Annotated in this window: 17 protein-coding genes; 13 read left to right on the forward strand and 4 right to left on the reverse strand. The window is 63.7% G+C overall.

Annotated elements, in window-relative coordinates:
* Positions 1 to 9 precede the first annotated feature (9 nt).
* Together FEZ59_RS28835 and FEZ59_RS28840 are read right to left on the reverse strand one after the other, a co-directional pair.
* Entirely contained in the window at positions 10 to 465 is a 456-nt protein-coding gene (locus tag FEZ59_RS28835) for a ferritin-like domain-containing protein (RefSeq protein WP_172933519.1), read from the reverse strand.
* Complete coding sequence (locus tag FEZ59_RS28840) at positions 462 to 911, reverse strand: hypothetical protein (protein ID WP_172933561.1); 450 nt, start codon at positions 909 to 911, stop codon at positions 462 to 464. The genes FEZ59_RS28835 and FEZ59_RS28840 overlap by 4 nt, the downstream gene beginning before the upstream one ends.
* A gap of 271 nt (positions 912 to 1182) precedes the next feature.
* On the opposite strand from FEZ59_RS28840, the gene rimP reads away from it, so the two are divergent.
* From rimP to FEZ59_RS28865, 5 genes are all read left to right on the forward strand, one after another.
* Positions 1183 to 1803 (forward strand): ribosome maturation factor RimP, encoded by a 621-nt coding sequence (rimP, locus tag FEZ59_RS28845; RefSeq protein ID WP_020907437.1) that lies wholly within the window; start codon positions 1183 to 1185, stop codon positions 1801 to 1803.
* A complete protein-coding gene (nusA, locus tag FEZ59_RS28850; RefSeq protein ID WP_003942738.1) occupies positions 1800 to 2831 on the forward strand; it encodes a transcription termination factor NusA in 1032 nt (343 codons plus the stop codon). Before rimP ends, nusA begins: the two co-directional genes overlap by 4 nt.
* Positions 2832 to 2875: 44 nt before the next feature.
* Positions 2876 to 3226 carry a YlxR family protein gene (locus FEZ59_RS28855; RefSeq protein WP_019748063.1) on the forward strand — a complete coding sequence of 117 codons (351 nt, stop codon included), beginning with the start codon at positions 2876 to 2878 and terminating at the stop codon, positions 3224 to 3226.
* A gap of 108 nt (positions 3227 to 3334) precedes the next feature.
* The gene (gene infB, locus FEZ59_RS28860) at positions 3335 to 6280 is read left to right on the forward strand and encodes a translation initiation factor IF-2 (protein WP_172933520.1); all 2946 of its coding nucleotides are present in this window, start codon (positions 3335 to 3337) and stop codon (positions 6278 to 6280) included.
* 113 nt (positions 6281 to 6393) lie between these two features.
* On the forward strand, positions 6394 to 6684 hold the full coding sequence (locus FEZ59_RS28865; RefSeq protein WP_003942205.1) for a DUF503 domain-containing protein: 291 nt from the start codon (positions 6394 to 6396) through the stop codon (positions 6682 to 6684).
* 3 nt (positions 6685 to 6687) lie between these two features.
* On the opposite strand, the gene FEZ59_RS28870 is transcribed toward FEZ59_RS28865, so the two are convergent.
* Entirely contained in the window at positions 6688 to 6981 is a 294-nt protein-coding gene (locus FEZ59_RS28870; RefSeq protein ID WP_070797170.1) for a hypothetical protein, read from the reverse strand.
* A gap of 844 nt (positions 6982 to 7825) precedes the next feature.
* Here FEZ59_RS28870 and rbfA point away from each other — a divergent pair.
* The 7 genes from rbfA to FEZ59_RS28905 all read left to right on the forward strand — a co-directional run bounded on the left by rbfA (position 7826) and on the right by FEZ59_RS28905 (position 13723).
* Positions 7826 to 8305 (forward strand): 30S ribosome-binding factor RbfA, encoded by a 480-nt coding sequence (gene rbfA, locus FEZ59_RS28875; protein ID WP_003942248.1) that lies wholly within the window; start codon positions 7826 to 7828, stop codon positions 8303 to 8305.
* A 12-nt stretch (positions 8306 to 8317) separates the two neighbouring features.
* Positions 8318 to 9310: a bifunctional oligoribonuclease/PAP phosphatase NrnA gene (locus FEZ59_RS28880; protein ID WP_141487392.1), complete on the forward strand. Its 993-nt coding sequence runs from the start codon at positions 8318 to 8320 to the stop codon at positions 9308 to 9310.
* A 76-nt stretch (positions 9311 to 9386) separates the two neighbouring features.
* Positions 9387 to 10724: an MATE family efflux transporter gene (locus FEZ59_RS28885; RefSeq protein ID WP_274534457.1), complete on the forward strand. Its 1338-nt coding sequence runs from the start codon at positions 9387 to 9389 to the stop codon at positions 10722 to 10724.
* The gene (locus FEZ59_RS28890) at positions 10709 to 11632 is read left to right on the forward strand and encodes a metallophosphoesterase (protein ID WP_003942180.1); all 924 of its coding nucleotides are present in this window, start codon (positions 10709 to 10711) and stop codon (positions 11630 to 11632) included. The genes FEZ59_RS28885 and FEZ59_RS28890 overlap by 16 nt, the downstream gene beginning before the upstream one ends.
* A 13-nt stretch (positions 11633 to 11645) precedes the next feature.
* Positions 11646 to 12305: a 4'-phosphopantetheinyl transferase gene (locus FEZ59_RS28895; protein ID WP_003942126.1), complete on the forward strand. Its 660-nt coding sequence runs from the start codon at positions 11646 to 11648 to the stop codon at positions 12303 to 12305.
* Positions 12306 to 12329: 24 nt separating this feature from the next.
* On the forward strand, positions 12330 to 13250 hold the full coding sequence (gene truB, locus FEZ59_RS28900; protein WP_021333527.1) for a tRNA pseudouridine(55) synthase TruB: 921 nt from the start codon (positions 12330 to 12332) through the stop codon (positions 13248 to 13250).
* Positions 13247 to 13723: a GNAT family N-acetyltransferase gene (locus tag FEZ59_RS28905; RefSeq protein ID WP_070797173.1), complete on the forward strand. Its 477-nt coding sequence runs from the start codon at positions 13247 to 13249 to the stop codon at positions 13721 to 13723. The genes truB and FEZ59_RS28905 overlap by 4 nt, the downstream gene beginning before the upstream one ends.
* 10 nt (positions 13724 to 13733) lie before the next feature.
* Here the strand turns inward: FEZ59_RS28905 and FEZ59_RS28910 are convergent, their stop codons facing one another.
* The gene (locus FEZ59_RS28910) at positions 13734 to 14480 is read right to left on the reverse strand and encodes a metal-dependent transcriptional regulator (protein ID WP_019748070.1); all 747 of its coding nucleotides are present in this window, start codon (positions 14478 to 14480) and stop codon (positions 13734 to 13736) included.
* A 117-nt stretch (positions 14481 to 14597) separates the two neighbouring features.
* On the opposite strand from FEZ59_RS28910, the gene FEZ59_RS28915 reads away from it, so the two are divergent.
* The gene (locus FEZ59_RS28915) at positions 14598 to 15578 is read left to right on the forward strand and encodes a bifunctional riboflavin kinase/FAD synthetase (RefSeq protein ID WP_019748071.1); all 981 of its coding nucleotides are present in this window, start codon (positions 14598 to 14600) and stop codon (positions 15576 to 15578) included.
* The last annotated feature ends 58 nt before the right edge of the window (positions 15579 to 15636 follow it).

Here is a 15636-nt window from a genome sequence, read left to right on the forward strand (position 1 = left end):
CACAGCAGTTTACGAAGCCGGGTCCCCTGGGAACGCTGAGGTGGCCGGAGCGGTTCCCAGCGCGGACCGCCATCCGGCGCCGCGGATTGCCGCATCGGTCAGGCCGTCGATTCCGAACGTGCGGAGTTGGTCGGTATCGACCTGTTCGACGAATGCCCGGTAGGTCACGGCGGTGTCGGATTCGATCTGTGCTGCCAGTTGTGCCGCGGTAACGGCGTCCGTCACCGGGAACGGGATCTCGTAGGCTGCCGCGGCTGTCGGCGGGGTCTCGCCTGCGTCGGTCGACAGGGCAACCAGCGCATCACGTCGCGCGCGGTGCGCGGCTGTATGTGTGGCAACTTCGTTGACACGGGCAGGATTCGAAAACGCGGCAACCACTCCGTAAGCGAAGATCGCGGCATTCTCTGATTCGATTGCGGTCAGCAAGGCAGAACTCTCGGTTCGACGGGTGCGCGAAGTGATCATGGAAGCAACACCGCAACCTGGGTCGAGCACGACGCGCTGATCGAACCGAGCAAGCCCGCGCGAAAGCCGGACATCGTGCGAGCGAGATCCGCGGCACTGCGCGCCGAATCGTTAAGCGAGGTCCTCAAGGTGTCGACGCCCGTCGGAGCGTTTGCGACCGAGGTCGACGGGGGCGCAGTGGTCGTAGCGCCGCCGCCCGCTGCTCGCGCAATCTCGGCGTCGAGTTCGAGTGCATGCGCTGTGCGTTCGGCGCTGATCGTGGTCAGTGATGCCGACTTGTCCGGCGCAAGAGCGATGGCGGCGGTTGCGGCTGCCGCGTCGGAGCGAGCTCGCTCGGCCTGGGCCGTCAACTGGTCGACTTCTGCAGCCGCCTCCGCTGTGCCGTTGTCGGTGCAGGCGGACAACGAGAAGGCTGCAGCGCCCAACGCTGCTGCGGTTCCCGTCATCTTGAGCGCACTCCGCCGGGAGAGTGGGGTAGTAGTCATGGGCGTCAGCACCAGTCCATCGTGCCAGGTGGTCGGCCGATCGTTCGAATCCGCGGCACGTGTTCAAGTGTGACGTGCGTCGGGCACTCTGGTCACGGAGACGCGTAATGAGCGGTACTCTTGGATGCTTGCAGCATGAGGCACCTGGTGTCTTTTCATGCTCGCAGCCGCCCACGTCGACAGTCGACACAAGTCGGACAATCGACGACAACTGAAATGAGGAGTTCGCGAGATGCCGGTGCCATCCAGGGAGAGGGTGATCGAGCTGATCTCCGAACTCGTGCACGCCCAGGGTTACGACGTCGAAGACGTTGTCGTGACCAGTGCGGGCAAGCACAGCGCGGTGCGCATCATGGTCGACAGCGATGCCGGGATCGAACTCGATGCCGCCGCAGAGATCAGCAGACTCGTTTCGGAACTTTTCGACAGCCTCGAGGAAATCGGTGAAACGCCGTACACCCTCGAGGTGACCTCCCCGGGAATCGATCGTCCACTGACGCTCGAGCGTCACTGGCGTCGAGCTCGTGGACGCAAAGCGCGTATCGATCTGGCCGGCGAGACCGTGGTCGGCCGTATCGGAACGTTGAACGACGATTCCGTGGCGGTTGTCATCGGCGGCCGTGGCGGACTGACCGTGCGAGAGATTGCACTGGGCGACGTTCAGAAGGCCGTAGTTCAGGTGGAGTTCTCGAAGCCCAGTGAGGCGGAGTTGGAACTCGCGGGCGGCATCCCGGAGGGGCGCGCAGTTCCCTCGGATGCGGTTGACCTCACCGATGACTCGGGCGTGGACAGTGTCGAAGACGACGAAGCAGAATTAGAAGACGTAGAAAACGAAGAAGGGTTCGACAAGTGAATATCGACATTGCAGCGTTGCGAGCGATCGAAGCCGAAAAGGGCGTTTCGATCGAAACTGTGATCGCCACGATCCAGACCGCGCTGCTGACGGCGTACCGCCACACCGAGGGGCACAAGCAGAACGCTCGGATCGATGTCAACATCAAGACCGGTTCGGTGCGAGTGATGGCACACGACACCGATGCCGACGGCAACATGATCGGCGAGGAGTGGGACGACACTCCCGAAGGATTCGGTCGAATCGCGGCGACCACCGCACGCCAGGTCATCCTGCAGCGTTTGCGCGACGCCGAGCACGAGCGCAGTTTCGGTGAGTTCTCCACCCATGAGGGCGAAATCGTCGGCGGTGTCATTCAGCGCGACACGCGTGCAAACTCTCGCGGGATGGTCGTCGTTCGAATCGGCAGCGAATCCAATGGCGCCGAAGGATTGTTGCCGCCCGCAGAACAGGTTCCCGGCGAGAACTACGAACACGGCGAGCGCATCAAGTGCTACGTCGTCGGGGTTGCTCGCGGCGCTCGTGGCCCCCAGATCACCCTCTCGCGGACCCATCCGAACCTGGTTCGCAAGTTGTTCGCACTCGAGGTTCCGGAGATCGCGGACGGCAGCGTCGAGATCATCAACGTCGCGCGCGAAGCGGGACACCGTTCCAAGATCGCCGTTGCCTCACGCGTGCAGGGGCTGAACGCAAAGGGTGCATGCATCGGCCCGATGGGTCAGCGCGTCCGCAACGTCATGAGCGAACTTGCGGGGGAGAAGATCGACATCATCGACTTCGACGAAGATCCCGCGACGTTTGTGGGCAACGCACTTTCCCCGTCGAAAGTGGTCTCCGTCACTGTCGTCGATCCCGAGGCTCGTGCGGCCCGTGTCATCGTGCCCGATTTCCAGCTTTCGTTGGCCATCGGAAAAGAGGGTCAAAATGCCCGCCTGGCTGCACGGTTGACGGGTTGGCGTATCGACATTCGGAGCGATGCGGCACCTGTTGGCGACGCGTCCGACCGGCCCGCCACGTCCAACGGATAACGGTGGAATGCAGTGATCGAGACGGTTCGGCGGTAGAGTGGACAATGGTTCGACGTGAGTCCTCGGATTCTGCGCGCGTGAAACCCGGTTCGCCGGTCAGAACGTGTGTGGGGTGCAGGGAACAAGGGTCGGCTGTCGATCTGTTGAGGGTCGTGGTTGGTGAGCAGGGGCCGGAGGGTTCCCCGCTCGTCCCCGACGTATCGCGAAGACTCCCCGGTCGAGGTGCATGGCTGCACCTGGATCCGAGTTGTCTGAGCCTGGCAGAGCGGCGCCGAGCATTCAGCAGAGCACTGCGAGTGTCCGGAAATCTGGACACGTCCGCTGTCGACCAGCTGGTCGACGCAGTTCACACAAAAGCAGTACCTCTCGAGAAGAACAGGCACAAGCACTCATGAGCACACCGTGAAGCACCAACGATGAACGTCCATCGGCGATAACCCGAGGTCGTGCGGGACCCACATCTGTGGGATGCCTCCTGCTCGACCTCATCAGTGAGGAGAGCAGTGGCAGGCAAGGCCCGCGTGCACGAGTTGGCTAAAGAACTCGGTGTCACCAGCAAGGAACTACTCGCAACGCTCAAGGAGCAAGGCGAGTTCGTGAAGTCTGCGTCATCCACAGTGGAGGCGCCCGTCGCCCGTCGTCTGCGGGAGTCATTCCCGTCGGCAGGCGGAGCAGAAACCAAGTCCGAGACCGGCGCAGCCGCTCCGGCGGCTCGCCCCGCGGCAAAGCCCGGCGCACCGTCGCCGTCAGCTGCAAAGCCCGGTGGCCCGCGTCCCGGCCCCAAGCCGGCCGCACCCGCACCGGCTGCTCCCGCAGCTCCGGCACCGGCAGCCCCCGCGGCTCCCGCAGCCGCTGCTCCGGCAGCACCGTCGGCGCCGGTCCCCACCCCGACGTTCAACGCTCCCAAGCCGGCACAGCCGGCACGCCCGGCTCCGGCTGCTCCCGCAGCATCGGCACCGGCAGCCCCCGCGGCTCCGGCGGCACCGTCCACCGTCGCAAAGCCCGGCGGACCGCGTCCGGGACCGAAGGCACCTCGCGTCGGTAACAACCCGTACTCCTCGGCACCCGCCGAGCGTCCGGCACCTCGTCCGGCTCCCGGCGCACCGCGTCCGGGTGCAGGCCAGGGCGGTTCTCGTCCGGCTCCGGGTCAGGGCGGTCCCCGTCCGGCTCCCGGCCAGGGTGGACCTCGTCCGGCTCCGGGTCAGGGCGGTCCCCGTCCGGCTCCCGGCCAGGGTGGACCTCGTCCGCCTGCAGGTCAGGGCGGACCCCGTCCCAGCCCCGGCTCCATGCCTCCTCGCCCGAACCCGGGTGCAATGCCTGCTCGTTCCGCTCGTCCCGCGCCCGGTGGCGGCGGACGTCCGGGTCGTCCCGGTGGCGCTCCCGGTGGTCGTCCGGGCGGCGGCGGCGGTGGATACCGCGGCGGCGGCGCTCCCGGCGCCGGTGCTGGTGCAGGTGCTCCCGGTGGAGCAGCTCCGGCCGGTGGATTCCGCGGTCGTCCCGGCGGCGGTGGCCGTCCCGGTCAGCGCGGCGCAGCGGCAGGTGCATTCGGTCGTCCCGGCGGAGCAGTTCGCCGTGGACGTAAGTCGAAGCGGGCGAAGCGCGCCGAGTACGAAAGCATGCAGGCTCCCGCAGTCGGCGGCGTCAGGCTGCCACGCGGCAACGGTGAGACCATCCGTCTCGCTCGCGGCGCATCGCTGTCGGACTTCGCGGACAAGATCGATGCGAACCCCGCAGCACTCGTGCAGGCGTTGTTCAACCTCGGTGAGATGGTCACGGCAACTCAGTCGGTCAACGACGAGACGCTGGAGCTGCTCGGCGGCGAAATGAACTACGTCGTGCAGGTCGTCAGCCCGGAGGACGAGGACCGCGAGCTGCTCGACAGCTTCGACCTCACCTACGGCGAGGACGCCGGCGGAGAAGAGGACCTCGAGTCCCGTCCGCCTGTGGTCACCGTCATGGGCCACGTCGACCACGGTAAGACCCGTCTGCTCGACGTGATCCGTAAGGCGAATGTCCGTGAGGGCGAAGCCGGCGGCATCACGCAGCACATCGGTGCCTACCAGGTGCTGACCGAGCTCGAGGGCAACGAGCGTCTCGTGACGTTCATCGACACCCCGGGTCACGAGGCCTTCACGGCCATGCGTGCTCGTGGTGCCAAGGCCACCGACCTCGCGATCCTTGTTGTCGCAGCCGACGACGGCGTCATGCCGCAGACGGTGGAAGCGATCAACCACGCCCAGGCGGCCGACGTGCCGATCGTGGTCGCGGTGAACAAGATCGACAAGGAAGGCGCGAACCCGGACAAGATCCGGCAGCAGCTCACCGAGTACGGACTGGTGGCCGAGGAATACGGCGGAGACACCATGTTCGTCGACATCTCGGCGAAGCAGGGTCTCAACATCGACGCACTGCTCGAAGCAGTGCTGTTGACGGCGGACGCTTCCCTGGATCTGCGCGCCAACCCGGACATGGACGCTCAGGGTGTTGCCATCGAGGCGCACCTCGACCGTGGCCGCGGCCCCGTCGCTACCGTGCTCATCCAGCGCGGAACGCTGCGGGTCGGCGACTCGATCGTTGCCGGCGATGCTTACGGCCGCGTCCGCCGCATGGTGGACGAGCACGGTCAGGACGTCCACGAGGCACTGCCTTCACGTCCGGTCCAGGTCATCGGCTTCACGTCGGTCCCCGGTGCAGGCGACAACCTGCTCGTGGTCGACGAGGACCGTATCGCTCGCCAGATCGCGGACCGTCGCAACGCACGTAAGCGCAACGCGCTTGCAGCGAAGAGTCGTAAGCGCATCAGCCTCGACGATCTCGATGCAGCTCTGAAGGAACATTCACAGCTGAACTTGATCCTCAAGGGTGACAACTCGGGAACCGTGGAGGCCCTCGAAGAGGCTCTCCTCGGAATTCCGATCGACGACGAGGTGCAGTTGCGCGTCATCGACCGCGGTGTCGGTGGCATCACGGAGACCAACGTCAACCTGGCTGCTGCGTCCAACGCGATCATCATCGGCTTCAACGTCCGCGCCGAAGGCAAGGCAACGGAGCTGGCGAACCGCGAGGGCGTCGACATTCGCTACTACTCGGTGATCTACCAGGCCATCGACGAGGTCGAAAAGGCACTCAAGGGTCTGCTCAAGCCGGTGTACGAAGAGGTCGAGCTGGGCAAGGCAGAGATCCGCGCCATGTTCCGTTCGTCCAAGATCGGCAACATTGCCGGTTGCTTGGTCACGTCGGGCAGCATCCGTCGCAACGCCAAGGCACGTCTCATCCGCGACAGCAAGGTCATCGCCGAGACGGTCACCATCTCCTCGCTCAAGCGGGAGAAGGAAGACGCTACCGAGGTTCGCGAAGGCTACGAATGTGGTTTGACCGTCACCTATTCCGATATCAAGATCGGTGACGTTCTCGAGTGCTACGAGCTTCGCGAGAAGCCGCGCGACTGATTATGTCGACACGGGCGTTGGGGCGGACGCACGTGAGTACTAGCTGACATGGACTCTTCCGGACTTGAACATACAAGTCCGGAAGAGTCCATTCGGCTCTGTCTAGGGGGAAAATGTTTGTAGGGGCACTGGAGTTCGACATTCTTTTCGGCGATGTCCACTCACTCAAGGAAAAGCGTTCGATGCTGTCGCCGATCCTGACGGAACTCCGTCGATTCGGCGTGAGTGCAGCGGAGGCGGGGGAGCAGGGACGCCTGCGTCGTGCGCTCGTGGGCGTCGGTGTGGTCAGTTCGTCCGTCGATCACCTGCACGATGTTCTCGATCATTGTGAGCGAGCGGTCGCCGAGCGTCCGGAGATTCAGTTGCTGGCTGTGCGAAGGCGAATCTTCGGCCCGGAAGACTGAGCGTCACCGATCGGTGTCAGCGAGCCACGCGCCCAGACGGCGTACCGAATCGAGTTGGTCGGCAAGGGATTCGGCGTCCTCACAACCGAGTGCGACTGTGTCGACCGCGTCGCGCATTTTCCGCGCAATCTCGGTTTCACTCTGTGCACTGGTGATCCCGACAGAAGCGGTCAGCGCTTTCACCCGGTCCGCGCCTGCGTCCGGGAATCGAAGTAGACCAACGTCCAAAACCCAAGCGGCGGTGTGATCGTCGCTTCTGAATTCCCGAAGAATCTGGGCGTCGTCGACAACCCTCACCAGCCCTCTCAGCAACTTCGATCGCCGTATTCGACGTCTTCGGGTTCGTCACGCTGAATGAAGATGACGTTGTTGCCCGAGGGATCGACGACGGGTGAGCCGACTCAGATCCGGTCCGGAAGCGCGTGATTCGCGGGGCGCCCTTGGCGAGGGCCTCCCGGTAGGCGGCGCGCTACTTCATGCCACGACGAAGCGCACGGTAGACGCGCCCGGATCGATCAAGGTTGATGTGAGCGATTCGCTGGTCAGATTGAGGCCCGCGTTTCCCGACCCGACCTCAATGGATATCTGGCGGCTCGATTCACCTCGCAGCGAACCGGATCCGTCAGAGATGTGCGTCAAGTCGATTGCTCTGGTTCCACCGGTGCGAGTGTCGCGGTTCGAATAATTGACGTAGGCGGTGATCGAACACGGGCTGTCGAAAAAGGAAGTCCAGGAGACTGAAACGACTGCAATGCCTGGACGGTCGTGCGGGGTTTGGACGTAGCCCGTGAGTTGTCCGCTACAAGGAAGGGTGTTGTTCCTTCCCAACGAATATGTCAATGGAAGCGGTGTGAACTCGCTGTGGTCGGCCGACGCGATTGCCGGCGAGCAAAGTAGTGCAGTCGCAACGAGTCCTCCGGAAATTATCGATGCGGTGATTCTTGATCGCGTCATCGACCGAACGTTACCAATAAAAGGGCGATCGGTCTGTGCTCTGGGTCCGGCAGGCGCGGGTGGATGGTGATTTGGTTGCCGGGTAGCCGATGGACGAGACTGTTGTCGGTAATAATTCTTGTTAACCAGAACTTTGATCGATCGAGTCACCTCGATTCGAGTGGCCAGGTAGAGGAGACTGACAGTCATGGTAGATCCAGCCCGGGCACGCAAGTTGGCAAAGCGTATCGGAACCATCGTCGCGACCGCGATCGATCACGAGATCAAGGATCCGCGACTCGCATTTGTGACCATCACGGACACCAAGGTCACCAACGATCTGCACGACGCGACGGTGTACTACACAGTCATGGGCGAGAAGGTCGATTCCGCACCCGATGTGGAAGCCGCCGCCGCAGGACTCGAGAAGGCCAAGGGTGTTCTCCGCTCGAAGGTCGGTGCCGGAACTGGCGTTCGCTTCACACCGACTCTGACGTTTGTCGCCGATACCGTTCCCGACACCGCGCGTCATATGGAAGAACTGCTGGCCCGTGCCAAGGCCGCCGACGACGAGGTCGCCAAGGCGCGTGAGAATGCACAACCGGCCGGAGATGCAGATCCGTACAAGGAGCCGCGAGTGGCTTCGGACGAAGACGAGGCGTCGCCAGATGTTCGTGAAGCCGACTGACGCGCACCGAGAATGACGATCACCGCACTTTCGGACGTCGACCCCTGCGAGGCGAAGTTCGCTCAGGTGGCCGAGGTTCTCGAATCGGCACACACGGTGACAATTCTCTGCCATGTGCAGCCGGATGCGGACACGATCGGCAGCGGACTTGCGCTCGGTCTCGTTCTCGAGCGTCGGGGCATTTCGGTGCAGGTCGCGTTCAGTCGGCCGTCGGCGCTGCCCGAGTCGATGTGTGATTTCCCTGGTGTTCACTTGCTCACGGCGCCCGCCGATGTTCGGGAAAGCGTCGATGTTCTGGTGACCGTGGATGTCGGCAGCGAGGGCCGCCTCGGTGAGTTGGCGAGTCGACTCGCCGGCGCGCATCGCACAATCGTCCTTGATCACCATCGCTCCAATTCCGAATTCGGAACCATCAACGTCGTCGACGAAACCGCGGCTTCGACGACGGCGCTCATCGCACGATTCTTCGATGCATGGGGAGTCGCGATCGATCGCGATATCGCGCACTGTCTCTATGCCGGACTGGTCACCGACACCGGCTCCTTCCGGTGGGGAGGTCCGCTTCCGCACGTGCTCGCGGCGCGTTTGCTGGCGACCGGCATCGACGGCGACGCGATTGCGCGAAAGCTGCTCGACACCCATCCGTTCGGGTGGTTGCCGATGCTGGCTTCGGTACTCGGGTCCGCGGTGCTGGTCCCGGAAGCCGCGGACGGCCGTGGGCTGGTGTACGCGGTGATCCGACGCAGTGACATCGGCGATCTTCGCTCCGAGGAGATCGAGAGCGTCGTCGATATCGTGCGAACTACTTCGGAAGCCGAAGTTGCCGCCGTACTCAAAGAGTCGGTTTCCGGAAGCTGGTCGATCTCGTTGCGTGCAAAGTCGGCGATCGACGTGTCGGCGGTCGCTGAAAGTCTTGGTGGCGGCGGGCACCGGCTGTCGGCCGGATATACGTCGACCACTTCCAGCGACGAGATTGTTGCCGCGCTCGTCGCGGCACTCGGCTGAATCCGCAGCATTGAGCGAATCTGACGCCACCTCGGCGGGATCTTCGGCAGCTGATTTCGACGTCACTGGGCGTCGAATCTTTTCCCTGGCGTTTCCGGCACTCGGGGTACTGGCGGCCGAACCCCTCTATCTGTTGTTCGACATCGCCGTGGTCGGCCGACTCGGGGCGCTTCCGCTGGCCGGATTGGCAGTCGGTGGTCTGATCCTTTCGTTGGTGAGTACGCAGCTGACCTTCTTGTCGTACGGCACCACGGCGCGGGCCGCACGGCTGCACGGGGCGGGCCGCGAGCGCGACGCGGTGGGCGAGGGCGTTCAGGCGACCTGGCTGGCGGCAGCGATCGGCTTGGCCTTGGTAGTGATCGTGCAGGTGATCGCGGGCCCGCTGACTTCGGCGGTGGCCGGGACTCCCGACATTGCCGCGGCTGCGGAAAGTTGGCTTCGGATAGCGGTATTGGGTGTTCCACTCATCCTGGTGGCCCTGGCCGGCAACGGCTGGATGCGCGGGGTTCAGAACACGGTGCGACCGCTTCGGTTCGTCCTTGTCGGCCTGGGTATTTCGGCGGTGTTGTGCCCGATTCTCGTGCACGGTTTGCTCGGTGCTCCCCGGATGGAACTCGAAGGATCAGCTGTCGCGAATCTGGTCGGCCAGAGCGTTTCGGGTGTCCTGTTCGCTTGGGCACTCTTTCGTGAACCGGTCTCGGCTCGACCGCATCTTGCAATCATGCGGGCGCAGATGCTGATGGGCCGTGACCTGATCCTGCGCAGCCTCGCATTCCAAGCGTGTTTCGTCTCGGCGGCCGCGGTGGCGTCGAGGTTCGGTGCAGCCGTAGTCGGTGCACACCAAGTTGTCCTCCAACTGTGGAACCTGGTTTCGCTCCTTCTCGATTCCTTGGCGATCGCCGCCCAAACGCTCATCGGAGCTGCCCTCGGCGGTGGATTCGCAGCCGCGGCGAAGAGGATGACCTGGCGGATCACTGCCTGGTCGACGGTATTTGCCGTGGTACTCGCGATCTTCTTCGCCGCGGGCCACTCCGTGATCCCCGGACTTTTCACGTCCGACGCCGAGGTCCTCGGTCAAATGTCGATCGCCTGGTGGTTCTTCGTCGCGATCATGCCGGTAGCGGGAATCGTGTTTGCACTCGACGGAGTTCTGCTCGGCGCCGGGGACGTGGTGTTTCTGCGCAACGCGACCATGCTCTGCGCAGTTCTCGGATTTCTGCCCGCGATCTGGCTCTCCCTCGCCTACGACTGGGGGCTGGCCGGAATTTGGGCAGGGCTTACCGTGTTCGTAGTACTTCGGATGGTCGCGGTGTCGTGGCGAGCGTTTTCCGGCAAGTGGGCAGTGACAGGTCCGGCGACGGCGAAGCGCGGAAGTTCAACTGAGGAAGCAGAGGGATCGTGGCAGCAAAGCTGATGGCGGTGAGCGACATTCATGTCGGTCACAACGGCAACAAGCCGATGACGGAGGAACTGTTCCCGGATTCGCCTGACGACTGGCTCATTCTCGCCGGAGATGTTTCCGAGAAAACTGACGACATTCGGTGGGCGTTGAAGCTCCTTCGCAGCCGATTCGCAAAGGTCATCTGGATTCCGGGCAACCACGAACTGTGGACGACCGCCAAGGATCCGGTTCAGATTCACGGAGCGCCGCGGTACGAGTACCTGGTCAACATGTGCCGCGAACTCGACGTCATCACACCCGAGGACCCGTTCCCGGTGTGGGAGGGAGACGAGGGCCCGGTCACGGTCGTCCCGATGTTCCTTCTCTACGACTACTCCTTCCTGCCGGAAGGCGCGCGAGACAAGGAACACGGGCTCGAGATCGCGCGGGACAAGAACGTCGTCGCCACCGACGAGTTCCTGCTCTCCCCGCAGCCGTATGCAACGCGCGACGCGTGGTGCCGGGCGAGAATCGAATACACCCAGGCACGGTTGGACGCGCTCCCCGAAGGCACAAAAACCGTTCTGGTGAACCATTTCCCGATGGTCCGGCAGCCGACGGACGTGCTCATGTATCCGGAGTTCGCGTTGTGGTGCGGAACCACCGCGACCGCCGACTGGCATGTGAAGTACAACGCGGTGTGCTCGGTGTACGGGCACCTGCACATTCCTCGAACCACGTACTACGACGGCGTCCGCTTCGAGGAAGTCTCACTCGGATACCCGCGCGAATGGCGTCGGCGTGGACTGCCGGAGAAGTTGTTGCGTCAGATTCTTCCCGTTCCGGAGTACCCGCCGGGAACGCTCAACAAGTGGGGTGGCCACTTCAAGGTCACGCCGGAGCAGGAAGCCGAAGTCGAGCGCATGCGCGCCGGACGCTGAGAGGTATCGCTACGTGATCGAACAGATTCTTCCCGGTGGAGTTGCGACGGCCGAGGCCTTCGTGGATCCGCCCGGTCTGGTTCCGCACCCCAGTGAGGAGGCGTTGATCGGCCGCGCGGTCGAGAAGCGCCGTCGCGAGTTCGTGACTACCCGGCACCTTGCGCGTCAGGCGATGGGCAAGCTCGGTGTTCCGTCTGCCGCTGTCATGCGCGGCGAGCGTGGTGCCCCACTCTGGCCGCAGGGAGTGGTCGGGAGCCTCGCCCATTGCGACGGCTACCGCGGCGCTGTCCTGGCGTACTCCATGCAGGTCCGCTCACTCGGTATCGACGCCGAGCCGCACGGCCCGCTGCCGGACGGGGTATTGCCCGCGGTCAGCATCGAAGCGGAACGAACGTGGCTGGACACTCAGGAAACCGGCGGTCCGGTGCACTGGGATCGAGTGCTCTTCTGCGCGAAGGAAGCCACGTACAAGGCGTGGTTTCCGCTCACTGGGCGCTGGTTGGGTTTCGAGGACGCCCACATCACATTCGAGGCGGAGTCGGAAACTTCCGGAACTTTCAACTCGCGTCTGCTGGTCCCCGGTGAGGCGACGTCTGGTCCGCCGCTCACCTCTTTCGACGGCAGGTGGTTGGTGTCGGACGGGCTCATTCTGACGGCAATTTCGGTGCAGTGAGCGCGACTGGCAGAATCGGCACACGTGTCAGCTCGTGAAAAGCCTTCCTCCGGTCTTGTCGGCGCCGGAATCCTGATTGTCGACAAAGAGGCGGGCATCACCAGCCACGACGTGGTCGCTCGGTGCCGCAAATTGTTGAACACCCGCAAGGTGGGACATGCCGGGACTCTTGATCCCATGGCGACCGGCGTCCTCGTTCTCGGCGTCGAGCGTGCGACCAAGTTGCTCGGACTCCTGGCACTGACAACCAAGGCGTACTCGGCGACCATTCGCCTCGGTGCAGCGACGGACACGGACGATGCCGAAGGGGAGGTCCTGACTTCCGCAGACGCTTCGCAGGTGACGGACGCGGAGATCGCTGCCATCGTGGCAACGCTGACCGGAGACATCAAGCAGATCCCGGCAAGCGTGAGCGCTATCAAGGTCGACGGTCAACGCGCACATGCCCTGGTGCGTGCGGGAGAAACCGTCGAGCTGGCGCCGCGCCCGGTAACGGTGTCGACTTTCGAAGTTCTGGCTCGGCGAGATGTCCCGGGTGGCTTCGTCGATCTGGATGTAGACGTTGAGTGCTCTTCCGGAACATACATCCGCTCGCTTGCACGCGACCTCGGTCGTGAATTGGGCGTCGGCGGTCATTTGACGGCATTGCGCCGCACCCGCGTCGGGCCGTTCACTCTCGAACATGCGCGCACGCTCGAAGATCTCGCGGAACAGCCGGGTGTGAGCCTAGACATCGATCAGGCCGCGCAGACGGCTTTTCCGCATCGGCAGATCACGGCGGAGGAAGCCGAGGCGATCAGCCAGGGGCGCTGGCTCGAGCCGATCGGGATGAAGGGGATCTGTGCGGCGATCGATCCCACCGGTCACACGATTGCGCTTCTGCAGGAGAAGGGTCGACGCGCCAGTTCGGTGATGGTCGTGCGACCGGCGACGCTTCGCGGGTGATCGTTCGCGAGCGTGTCGACGGCGACCTCGACGGTTGCGTCGATGCGCTGGCACAGGTCCACGAGTGCGACGGATATCCGAACACGTGGCCGCAGAACCCGCACCGCTGGCTCAGTTCGCCCACGGTGGTGAAGGCGTGGGTCGGTGAGAGCGACGGGCGTGTTGTCGGTCATGTGGCCGTCGACCGCGAGGTTGCAGGCGCGCCCACCACCGCGGGATCGATAGCCGTGTCGCGATTGTTCGTTCATCCCCATGCGCGCGGAAACGGCCTCAGCGGTGCGCTACTCGACGCTGTCACGGATTTCGCAGCCGAAAGTCAGTTGGAACTGGTGCTCGACGTCGTCGAGGACGCTTTGCCGGCGATCGCGCTGTACGAGCGTCGAGGTTGGGTGTACGTCGACGAGAGGCTCGCCGACTGGACCCGGACCGACGGCGTCCGGCCCGTGGAACGGCGATACCGTCTGCCGCGCTGAGCGGCCTCGACTACACGAGCCAAATTGCTTGAGCGACTGGGCTTCCCAGGTCGATGGTGTCGGGGCTGTCGCCGAGTCGAACGGACACTGTTCCGGCGAAATCACGGCGTTCTTCGACAGTGATGTCGACATCGAGACTGACGCCGACGGAATCGAAGTACCGAAGCATTTCGGGATCGGAATCGGAGATCCGGGCAACGCGGCCCCGCTCGCCGTTGGCGAAGTCGCTGAGCTGACGGGCCGGGGGAGTCGGCACCGAACCATCGGTGGCGGGAATGGGATCGCCGTGCGGGTCACGTTCGGGGAAGCCCAGTTTGGCGTCCATCCGCGAGATCATCAGATCGGAAACGGCGTGTTCGAGGACTTCGGCTTCGTCGTGGACTTCGTCCCAGCCGTAGCCGAGTTCCTGAACCAGATAGGTCTCGATCAACCGGTGGCGCCGGACCATGGACACAGCAGCCGCGCGGCCACTGTCCGTCAGAGCGATGGAACCGTAGCGGGCGTGATCGACGAGGCCCTGGTCCGAGAGTTTGCGGATCGCCTCGGACACCGTCGAAGCCGAGACGTTCATCTTCTCGGACAGGAGCTTGGTGGACACCCGCTCGTGGGACCACTCTTGGATCGTCCAGATGACCTTGAGGTAGTCCTGAGCCACCGACGAGAGTGCGAGCGTGTCGATTGCCGCGCCGTGCGCCGAAGTGCTGTCGCCATCCGACGTCGATGATGCTTCCGAGGTTCCGGTCTTGTGAGCTGCCACAACGCTTAGCTTAGGCTACGAAATCCGGAACTTCCGTACGTGAGCGGCAGCACAGCGGTGATTCGCTGGGCGGGTCCGAACGTGACCCGCCGCCGGTGGACCCGTAGGCTGCCAATCGTGCTGAGATGGCGTGGTCTCGACGAAGTTCCGGCCGATTGGGGTCGTTGTGTGCTCACTATCGGTGTGTTCGACGGTGTGCATCGTGGGCATGCCCAATTGATAGCGAGAGCGGTTACCGCTGCGCGCAAACGTGGTGTTCCGAGCGTGTTGATGACGTTCGACCCGCATCCCATGGAGGTTGTGCGGCCGGGTAGTCATCCAGCCCAGTTGACGACGCTGCAACGGCGTGCGGAATTGGCTCAGGATCTGGGCATCGACGTGTTCTGCGTGATGCCGTTCACCGCTGATTTCATGAAGCTGACGCCGGAGCGCTACGTCCACGAAATTCTCGTCGAACGTCTGCATGTCGCCGAGGTGGTGGTGGGGGACAACTTCACCTTCGGCAAGAAGGCGCTCGGCAACGTCGATCTTCTTCGTGAGATGGGCGCTCGCTTCGGCTTTGCGGTCGATGGCGTCCAGCTGCTCGCCGAGCATGCGGTGACGTTCTCGTCGACCTACATCCGCTCGTGCGTCGACGCAGGCGACATGGAAGCGGCTACCGAAGCTCTCGGCCGTCCACATCGTGTCGAAGGTGTGGTCGTCCACGGTGACAAGCGTGGACGCGAGTTGGGATTCCCGACGGCCAATGTTGCACCGCCGATGTTTTCGGCGATTCCGGCCGACGGCGTCTACGCAGCGTGGTTCACGGTGCTCGGCGCCGGCGAGGAACTCGGAACTGTCGTTCCCGGTCGTCGGTACCAAGCCGCAGTGTCTGTGGGGACCAACCCGACCTTCTCCGGCCGGACCCGAACCGTCGAGGCGTACGTTCTCGACACCGAAGCAGACCTGTACGGACAACACGTCGCTGTCGACCTGGTTTCGCGGATTCGGGGCATGGAGAAGTTCGACTCGATCGAGTCGCTCATCACGGCGATGAACCGAGACGTCGAACGCGCACGCCAAATCCTGAGTGAGGATGCAGAGCGCAGCGTAGGTTGAGCGCAGAGTGGGTTGAACTCGTCCCGCACTAGTGGCGGCGGCCACATTCGCTCCAGGT

It is taken from the genome of Rhodococcus sp. MS13, from assembly GCF_013277835.1.
Classification (GTDB): Bacteria; Actinomycetota; Actinomycetes; order Mycobacteriales; family Mycobacteriaceae; genus Rhodococcus_F; species Rhodococcus_F erythropolis.